Source organism: Microcoleus sp. FACHB-68 (assembly GCF_014695715.1).
Classification (GTDB): Bacteria; Cyanobacteriota; Cyanobacteriia; order Cyanobacteriales; family Oscillatoriaceae; genus FACHB-68.
The window spans coordinates 219996-228871 of the sequence record NZ_JACJOT010000016.1; the positions used below are offsets into that span (position 1 = coordinate 219996).

General features: G+C 47.7%; 7 protein-coding genes and 1 pseudogene. 4 read left to right on the forward strand and 4 right to left on the reverse strand.

Annotation, left to right across the window (positions count from 1 at the left end):
* Positions 1–11: 11 nt before the first annotated feature.
* Together gmk and H6F73_RS22360 are read right to left on the reverse strand one after the other, a co-directional pair.
* Entirely contained in the window at positions 12–569 is a 558-nt protein-coding gene (gene gmk, locus H6F73_RS22355) for a guanylate kinase (protein WP_190760966.1), read from the reverse strand.
* Between the two features lie 173 nt (positions 570–742).
* Entirely contained in the window at positions 743–1006 is a 264-nt protein-coding gene (locus H6F73_RS22360; RefSeq protein WP_190666130.1) for a DUF370 domain-containing protein, read from the reverse strand.
* 205 nt (positions 1007–1211) lie between these two features.
* Between H6F73_RS22360 and H6F73_RS22365 the strand changes: the two genes are divergently transcribed.
* Positions 1212–2969, forward strand: a complete 1758-nt coding sequence (locus H6F73_RS22365; RefSeq protein ID WP_190760967.1) for an NFACT RNA binding domain-containing protein — start codon at positions 1212–1214, stop codon at positions 2967–2969.
* A 376-nt stretch (positions 2970–3345) separates the two neighbouring features.
* On the opposite strand, the gene H6F73_RS22370 is transcribed toward H6F73_RS22365, so the two are convergent.
* Positions 3346–3609, reverse strand: a complete 264-nt coding sequence (locus tag H6F73_RS22370) for a hypothetical protein (RefSeq protein WP_190760968.1) — start codon at positions 3607–3609, stop codon at positions 3346–3348.
* Between the two features lie 419 nt (positions 3610–4028).
* Here H6F73_RS22370 and H6F73_RS22375 point away from each other — a divergent pair, with 419 nt between their 5' ends.
* Positions 4029–5318: an FAD/NAD(P)-binding protein gene (locus H6F73_RS22375; protein WP_347239599.1), complete on the forward strand. Its 1290-nt coding sequence runs from the start codon at positions 4029–4031 to the stop codon at positions 5316–5318.
* A 24-nt stretch (positions 5319–5342) separates the two neighbouring features.
* Here the strand turns inward: H6F73_RS22375 and H6F73_RS22380 are convergent, their stop codons facing one another.
* Positions 5343–6137 carry an aminotransferase class IV gene (locus H6F73_RS22380; RefSeq protein ID WP_190760969.1) on the reverse strand — a complete coding sequence of 265 codons (795 nt, stop codon included), beginning with the start codon at positions 6135–6137 and terminating at the stop codon, positions 5343–5345.
* Positions 6138–6220: 83 nt separating this feature from the next.
* Between H6F73_RS22380 and H6F73_RS22385 the strand changes: the two genes are divergently transcribed.
* A complete protein-coding gene (locus H6F73_RS22385) occupies positions 6221–7378 on the forward strand; it encodes a glycosyltransferase family 2 protein (protein WP_190760970.1) in 1158 nt (385 codons plus the stop codon).
* A gap of 596 nt (positions 7379–7974) precedes the next feature.
* Positions 7975–8691 (forward strand): annotated as a pseudogene (locus H6F73_RS22390) (IS1 family transposase).
* The last annotated feature ends 185 nt before the right edge of the window (positions 8692–8876 follow it).

The window sequence follows — 8876 nt, forward strand, 5'->3', positions numbered from 1 at the left end:
CACCCGATTACCTAAGCGGGGACAAACAGTTCCGCCTCGATACACTCTAAGGTTTTTTCTAACTCGTCATTGACAATCTTGATGTCAAATTCATCAGCGGCGGCGATTTCTTCAACTGCACGGTTGAGACGCCTTGCAATCGCTTCTTCCGAATCTTGTCCCCGCTGGCGAATGCGAGTCTCTAGGGTATCAACTGAGGGCGGCAGAATAAATAATTGCAGGGCTTGAGGAAATGTCTGCCTGATTTGTCTTGCCCCTTCTAACTCAATTTCTAGGACTACCCACTCACCTTGCTGTAGGTGAGTCTCTACTTGCCGGCGCAAGGTTCCGTAATAATTACCGGCAAACTCAGCCCACTCTAGCAAGTCGCCCGCCGCGACCAGTTGCTCAAATTGGTGCCGGTCAATGAAATAATAATGCTTGCCATGAATCTCGCCCTTGCGAGGGGCGCGAGTCGTCACAGATACCGACAGATACAGTTCAGGATGACGCTTTAGCAGTGAGCGCAACAAAGTTCCTTTTCCCACGCCACTTGGCCCAGTCAGCACAATCAGTTTCCCGCTTTGCATACACCCGCTATCCCTTGAAACATCCTTATCCACATCTTCATCTGGATTATAAAGGTTCTGAATCCAATTCTGTATAGAATTGTTACAGTTACCCTAAAGTGCGGGAGAATATGCACTGGTTAAATACGGATAAACCGGCAGCTCCAAGCGGGAATAGAAATCGTGGAAGTAAATTAACTGACACTCTGACCGTCTTTACTGATGACAAAGCGATGGGCGACGGTTTCCGGCTGAATTGCCGAAAGGATGACGTGGCTGGAATCGGTAATGATAACGGCCCGCGTTCGACGACCGTAAGTAGCGTCAATCAACTGTCCCCTATCCCGTGCATCACTAATGATCCGCTTAATAGGGGCAGACTCAGGACTGACAATGGCAACGACTCGGTTGGCAGACACGATGTTACCAAAACCGATATTGATAAGTTGAATGTCCATGACGCACTAACGGCTTAGCCGTATGAGCCTACAAAAACCTTATTTCTAATGGTATCCATTACAATCTTGACTAACAAGGCTAAAACAAAGGAAAATCAGGGTTTTTAGATTTTTTTCTCTTTTTTTCAGGTTTTTATCAACTTTTGACATCAATCTGCCAGCATGGAAGTATCTGTCGATGTTTTAACTGGAAAGACTTTTCGCTGTGCAACCGGCTGACTTTACGACTTTAACTGCTGCTTGTTCTGAACTGCGTCACGGCTGGCTGCCGGCGCGTCTGGAACAGGTCTATCAACGTGACCGGCACACGGTGGCGCTGTCGCTGCGGACGATTGACCGGCGAGGCTGGGTGGATATCTCTTGGCATCCCCAAGCCGCCCGCCTGTGTGCCGGCGATTCGCCTCCCCGCACTCCTGATACTTTTACTTTCAGCCAGCAGCTGCGACACCAGTTGGGTGGTTTAGCACTGGTGGCGATTACTGAGGTAGCGCCTTGGGAACGTGTTTTAGACTTGCAATTTGCCCGCCGGCCTGGTGATCCTATTCTCTGGCATCTGTATGTCGAAATTATGGGCAAACGCAGCAATGTGATTTTAGCCAATCAGGAAAACTTGATTGTCACTGCTGCTCATCAAGTCAGTGATCGCCAATCGAGTGTGCGTCCCATCCAAACGGGCCAGCCTTACGAAATGCCGCCGGCTCTTACTGATCCGGCACCCAGCCAAAGTGAACCCCAAGAACGTTGGCTGGAACGAATCACGCTAATCCCCGGCCAACTGGGGCGTCAGTTGCTGAAAAGCTACCGGGGTTTGAGTTCGGCCTTCGTGCGGGAAATGGTAGAGGCTGCCGGTCTTGAACCGGCTCAACCAACCGATAGCCTCAGTGAAGCAGATTGGCAGCAATTGTTCTGCCGGTGGCAAGAATGGCTGCAAGCTTTGGAGCAAGAGCGGTTTCAACCGTGCTGGACACGAGAGGGATACTCGGTTGTGGGGTGGGGGGATATCCAGAGGGAGAGCCATCCTGCTTCTGTCAATGAGTTGCTCAACGTCTATTACACCGGCGAACTAAATCAACAAGAATTCAAGCAGCTACGCCATCAACTCAGTCAAAAACTCAGTAACTTGCTGGCCAAGTTGCAACTCAAAGCCAATACTTTTTCAGAACGCCTGCAACAGTCAGATGAAGCCGACAAGTACCGGCAGCAAGCCGACTTGATGATGGCCAACCTACACGCGTGGCAACCGGGGATGAAGGAAATTATCCTTGCCGACTTTGAAACCGGCAACCCGACTTCCATTCCCCTGGAACCGGAAAAAAATGCGGTGCAAAATGCTCAGTCTCTCTACCGCCGCAACCAAAAGCTCAAACGCGCCCGTGCGGCTGTTGAGCCATTATTAGCTGAGGTGCAGGCTGAAATTGACTATCTTGAACAAGTGGAATCTGCGCTTTCCGGGCTAGATGCTTACCGGGAACCAGCTGATCTTCAAGCTTTGGAAGAAATTCGGGATGAGCTAATTAGCCAGGGGTATCTAGAAGATCCAGAACACCGCACTCAAAGTGATACACCGGCAACGAATTTTTACCGCTACCAAAGTCCGAGTGGTTTTGAATTATTGATTGGGCGCAATAACCGGCAGAATGACCAGTTGAGTTTTCGTCTTGCCGGTGATTACGATGTATGGTTTCATACTCAAGAGATTGCCGGTAGCCACGTCTTGCTGCGTTTACCGCCTGGATCTGTCGCCGAGGAGGCGGATTTGCAGTTTGCTGCGGATCTAAGCGCCTATTACAGCCGCGCTCGGCAAAGCGAACAGGTGCCGGTTGTTTATACCGAACCCAAACACGTCTACAAGCCCAAGGGAGCCAAACCGGGTATGGTGGTTTACAAGCACGAGCGTATCCTCTGGGGACGTCCCCAAGAAGGTAGCCGGTATCTTACGCAGGCCGGTGATAAATTTTCGTAATAAACTTTTGTTACAAAAGTTTAGTGTCTTCTGTTACAATGTTCTTAAGTAAAGAATTAACAGACAAATACCCGCCGCACGCCTGGGAACGCGCAGCTCGGTAAGCCTCCTGTTAGTACGACAACAAAATTCAAAAATTTAATGGGCCAGCTTTTGGATGAAGCTGGTCGTTTTTTTTATCAGCCTTCCAGATTGAGAAGCGGCCTGATGTTAAAACCCGGATAGAAGAAATTGAGTAAGAGGCTGTGAGCTGTTTCCTAGCCCAGAGACACTTTCCCTGAGCGGATAAGCTTAATGTAATGAACCCGGCTTCTCGGCTAAATCCTCCTCAAGGTAGATTTGATTGTGGCTTCCTACAGCCGAATGCTTCGCTCACCTAGGATGCAGTGCTGCTGTCTTCATCCTGAAAGGGATTTTTGCCAATCCCCAGCTGTTTTTTCGTGTGCTTGAGCTGCTTCCAAAGCGCTTTAATTTCCTGGTAGGCGACTTCAGGAGGGAGTTTCCCGCCGGTTTCTAGATTACTGATATAGCTCACTCGTTGAGCAAATTCCTGTAAATTCGCATTAAATATCAAGTTCTCAGGCTTGACTTGGCCGTAGTAGCGACTGCGAGGGTAGAAAAACTCGGAAGAATCTGCCATGACTCTGTGCTGCTTTCAAAAGTACGTTTTTATTTTTACGATCGGGTTTCACCTTGTCCAGGAATTGGCCAGCCTTCCCTAATTGTCGATCTGTTGAACAAAAGCCGATAATTTTTGTTTCTAATCTTTAAGAATTGTATAAAACAAGGGATGAATAATAACGGCTCAGTGGTCAGGCAGCTAGAGAATGCTCTGTGCTGGGTGTTCGCTTCCAAGAAAGGTCGGGTCAATTTTCCTGAAATGGGCTAGTAACGCTGGGGTTGGCGGATTCTAGACGCCTATCTATCACGGAAAAATTTACGGGTAGATAGAATCGAGTCGATTGTTGAGATCCAGAGGCAGCTTAATCCTCTAGGACATGGCCCAGTTGCACCGGCTCTTGTAAAAATCGCAGGTTCGCCCTGCTCATTGATATGATAATGATTATTATTATAATATTTTTTACCAGCATGGCACTCAACCCGGCTTTACAACAAAGCCAAATTGACATAGCAATTGTGGGAGGCGGCCCTCAAGCTTTGACGATCGCCACACATCTGCTGCAAAAGCGCAAGGATATAGGCCGCAAGTTCTTGGTGTTTGAAGGCACCGGCACTTGGATGAGCCAGTGGCGCGAGCGATTTGCGGCGCTGGAAATTCCTCATCTAAGATCGCCGGCAGTTCACCATCCCGATCCCAACCCCCACGCGCTGCGGGGGTTTGCGGAATCTCGCCCTGATGAGTTGTTTGCACCTTATGATTTACCGAGTACCCAGCTATTTGCAGATTTTTGCCAAGACGCAATCCGCAGGTTTGGGCTAGAAGACAAAATCGTTCAGGCTAAAGTGACTCGGATTATTCCGCCCCCACAGACAGAAAGCCCTTATCACAAGCGGTTTCGCGTTGAATTGCAAGATGGCCAGTTGCTCAGCGCCCGCCGGGTCGTTTTGGCCACCGGCACGAGCAAACTCCAAATGCCAAGCTGGGTGGGTAAAATTCAAACGCCTTATCCCAAAGACCGGCTCTGCCATTCTCGGAATATCGATTTGCGCTGCTTTCCCGCAATCCAAAATTCCTCTGAGCGAGTGCTGATTGTGGGAGGTGGCTTAACGGCGGGACATCTAGCCATCGGTGCCATGCGGCGAGGCGCAAAGGTATTGTTGATGGCAAGACGCCAGCTGCAAGAAAAATTATTTGATGCTGAACCCGGTTGGTTGGGGCCAAAATATTTGAAGGGATTTTGGGCTGAAACTGATTGGGAGCGCCGATGGGAGTTAATCCAGCTAGCTCGGAATGGGGGATCGATGACGCCGGCAATGATGTTGCGGCTGCGACGCGCCCACCGAGAAGGCCAACTTGCCCTTTATGAACGATGCCAAGTCGTTAAGGCTGAGTGGCTGGGCAACTGCTGGCGGGTTGGCTGTGATGGTGGCCAGGTGTATGAGTGTGAGCGGATCTGGCTATCCACCGGCACGAAATTTGAGGTGGCAGCGGAGCCTTTACTGGCAGATGTGTTGGATGCTTATCCGACGCCGATGGTGAATGGCTTGCCGGTGTTGGATGAGCATTTGCGCTGGCCCGGTTGCGAGTTATTTGTGATGGGTGGTTTAGCGGCTTTGCAAGTGGGTCCGGTGGCGAGGAATCTATACGGTGCGAGGATGGGGAGTGAGCGAATTGTGCCGGCGCTAATTAAAGCGAGTGTGGGGCTTTCTCGTGCTAGAAGTGCTTAGAGATAGGCAGGAATTTTGGGCGGTTTAGATATGCCAGAGTGAGCGAATTTGCTGGAATGCGGGGTGGTGTAGATTGTAGGTGAGTTGAGTGGTGCCGGCTAAAACAGTGTGGATAGGAATGATTTCCATGACGCTGTTGGTATAGGCGAGTGCTTCAAATTCTTTTACCAATTGGGTTGACCAAGGTTCTTCTCTCACCGGCACTTGATGTTGTTTTAGCCAGTTCACAATCTGTGAGCGCATCAGGCCGGCTAGAATTCCTGTGTTTGTCGGCGGTGTCCACCATTGCTGATCCCGCCATCCCCAAAGGTTGCCGGTGCTGCTTTCTAGCCAGTTGCCGGTTGAGTCTACTAAAATTGCTTCCTGAGTACCCTGTTTTAGGGCAGTTTGCAGGGCAAGCCAAGCCGGCAGGTAGTTGCCGGTTTTGTGAGCCGGTAGGGATCTGGCGTAGTCGGGGGAGTCTGCCAGCCAAGCGCGGATTCCGTCCTGTTGCCGATTCGCCAAGTCTGCCGGTAAAATACGTCCTGTAATCAGTTCTCGCCCATCTGGGAAAATAACCATTCTCAATACCGGCCAGTTTTCCTTCATCAGTTCGGCACCCTGACGCAGCCGGTGCCAGTCTGGTGGTTGCCAGCCAAACGTTTTCACGCTGAATTGGAGGCGTTCACAGTGGCCGGCCCAGTTCGTCAAGGGATGATCGAGCGAGTCGTGATAGACTCGCAGGGTGGTAAAGACTGTAGCCCCGTAAATAAATCCCGGATCGTCAATAGCCAGTTCCAATGTGCCTGATTCAATCAGGCTGCCGGTATACCAAAACATTTATATAACGGGGTGAGTATATTCAATTAATACAAACTTGTTAAACTAGATAATAACATATGTAATAAAACTAGGTTTCTCAAATGAATTTAAACTCTGAATCACCTGCAAAACCTGTTTTGTCTCTTTGCATGATTGTGAAGAATGAAAGCAAGAATTTACCTCGGTGCTTAGCGAGTGCTAAACCTTATGTTGATGAAATGATTGTCGTAGATACTGGCTCTCAAGATAACACGCCTGAAATTGCAGAAAAATACGGGGCACAAGTTAGTTATTTTGAATGGTGCGATGATTTTGCTGCCGCTCGCAATTATTCGATTGCCCAAGCATCAGGAGACTGGATTTTAGTTTTTGATGCGGATGAAGAGCTAGTTGTTGAGTCAGAAAAATTTTTAGAGCAAATTTCCTCCCCATCAGAAATTATTGCTTATTTTTTAACACGGACTGAAAAAAGTTATAGGCTTAGCATGACTCCCTTGGTCACTCCGAGATTGTTCCGAAATTTACCAGGGATTAGGTTTGAAGGCAAATTTCACGAGCAACTAAAATACAATGATCAATACATTAGTAATTATAAAGTTTCTGTTTTAGAAAGTATTAGCATTTTACATTATGGCTACGGAGAAGAGGAGCTAGAGCAAAAAAACTTCAGTCGTAATATCCCAATTTTAGAGCGCATTCGACGGGAAGAAGGTTTGAGCCTGATGCTCCTCTATTGCCTTTCTGGAATGTATAACGATATGCAGCAACCAGAAAAAGCTCAAGAATGTTGCGCGGAAGCATTTGAGCGGCTGTTTCCAAATTTATTAGAGGGAAATCCCCCAGAAGATTTTCTAATGGTTCCTTCCCTGCTTTATACTTTAGGGGCACAATCACTCAATCAGAATGATTATGAAACGGCGAGGCTAATTTCTCAGCGAGGGCTTGAATGGTGTCCGCAGTATCCACCTCTAAACTATCTAGCCGGGATGACTCTAATGGCTTTAGGATTTCCATTAGGAGCTTGTGTTTATCTGGAAAAATGTATTCAAATAGGGCGGGAGGGTAGCTATTATCAAGGAGAGCCTTTTGAGCAAAGTTTCATCACAACAGATCCATCTGTGGGTTTAGGGCTTGCTTACCTTCACCTAAAGCGTTGGACTGAGGCGGCTGCTGCATTTGAACAGGCATTGTCGTTCAATCCGAGTTGTCTTGAAGCTAAAGAGAACCTAGAAAAAATTAGAGGCTTGTTAACAACTTAAGCTGTAGAAAGCGCACAATGGGACTGAACAAAGGTCCAGAACTTTGCCCAACTTTCAAGAATGGTGGGAAGTGTAGTGCTTGGATAGCATAGACATTTACGGTAGAAAAAAAGCAGTGAGTGACGGTTTTTTTTTAAGGATTACTGATGAAACAGTTATGAATAAATTTAAACAATGGGGAGTATCTTTATGAATATTTGCAACTAGTAAAATTTACCTTTTTAGAAGACAACGGCGGACTGTCTCTCTATCCGGGTGTTAGAGAAGCCAGGTCAGCAAAATTGCAAGAATTTTTCCTCAAAAATATAGCGAGGAACGTAGTGAATTCCCCAAAAATCTATCCTGTAGAGAACGATACTTTGCCTCGTCGATTTCTTGCTACTAGCGAAAGCATGATCGCGCTTGGTTGACTCCCTAACCACCTTGGCAAAATGTCTTTTAAGCAGATCGCTTTTTCAGAGAAAATGGGCATCCTTACTGTAGGGCGAGTTGGGTCTTGCTCTTTAAAAAATAAGGTAAAAAAAGGGGCGTTGCTGGAAGAGTAATGATATTTCAGGCAAAATGGAAGAATTAACGTCTCCACCCCAACTTCCTCAATGAAGTGTCTAAAATGTAACGCCACCGATTTTTCTTAGAACGGTCATTGTAAAAGTAGACAGTGTTACAAATGCAAGCAGTGTGGTCGCCAGTTCCTAGAGCATTACCGAACCCTGGCAGTATTCCAACGATGTCAAGCAACTGTGCCTCAAAATGTACCTTTCTTGTCTTAGGACTGCGAGGGACCCTTGCGAGTCACAGACATTCATCACACGACCATCTTGCATTGGGTTCGAGCAGCAGGTTTGCCACTACCTGATGCTCCACAGTCTCAGGAGATTCTTGAGATTACCGACCTTGATGAACTTCAAACCTTTGTGGGTGACAAACGTAACAAGCTGTGGATTTGGACGGCGCTCAATCACTTTCAGGCAGGTATCCTGGCTTGGACAGTGGGTGATTCGCCGAAGGCAACGCTGCGTTCACGCAGGGCAGAGACTTTCAAACCTCTGTGGCTAATTGTCAAATGCTTTGAGTGTTTCTTTTATGTCACCGACGGGTGGTCGGTGTACCCAATGTTTATAGAGGATGGAAACCACATTGTCAGCAAGACCTATATGACTCGCATCGAAGGAGAAAATACCAGGCTGAGGCATTACCTGGCCCGATTACATCGCAAAACCTTGTGCTACTCTAAGTCGATTAAGATGTTGAAGTGTTCACTGCGGTTACTGCTGCACTATTTGAACTATCGGACGGTTTCTCTCCCTGATTAAATCATTACTCCTTCAGCAGTGCCGAAAATGTAATCAACTAATCACACACACCACTATAAGCAAGGCAATTAACGGGACTTAAACAGAAATCAAGCCCAAATGAAGCCCCTAGCCGCTTTATAAGCGGAGAATACGTCTCGATTTTGGGTCAGCCACTCCACAAAACGATAAGACATGGCTGTGCG

Bases quoted from the DNA above. Each gene is read 5' to 3' on its own strand.
- H6F73_RS22370 (WP_190760968.1), bottom strand. From the start codon at position 3,609: ATGGCAGATTCTTCCGAGTTTTTCTACCCTCGCAGTCGCTACTACGGC.
- gmk (WP_190760966.1), bottom strand. From the start codon at position 569: ATGCAAAGCGGGAAACTGATTGTGCTGACTGGGCCAAGTGGCGTGGGA.
- H6F73_RS22375 (WP_347239599.1), top strand. From the start codon at position 4,029: ATGATTATTATTATAATATTTTTTACCAGCATGGCACTCAACCCGGCT.
- H6F73_RS22360 (WP_190666130.1), bottom strand. From the start codon at position 1,006: ATGGACATTCAACTTATCAATATCGGTTTTGGTAACATCGTGTCTGCC.
- H6F73_RS22380 (WP_190760969.1), bottom strand. From the start codon at position 6,137: ATGTTTTGGTATACCGGCAGCCTGATTGAATCAGGCACATTGGAACTG.
- H6F73_RS22385 (WP_190760970.1), top strand. From the start codon at position 6,221: ATGAATTTAAACTCTGAATCACCTGCAAAACCTGTTTTGTCTCTTTGC.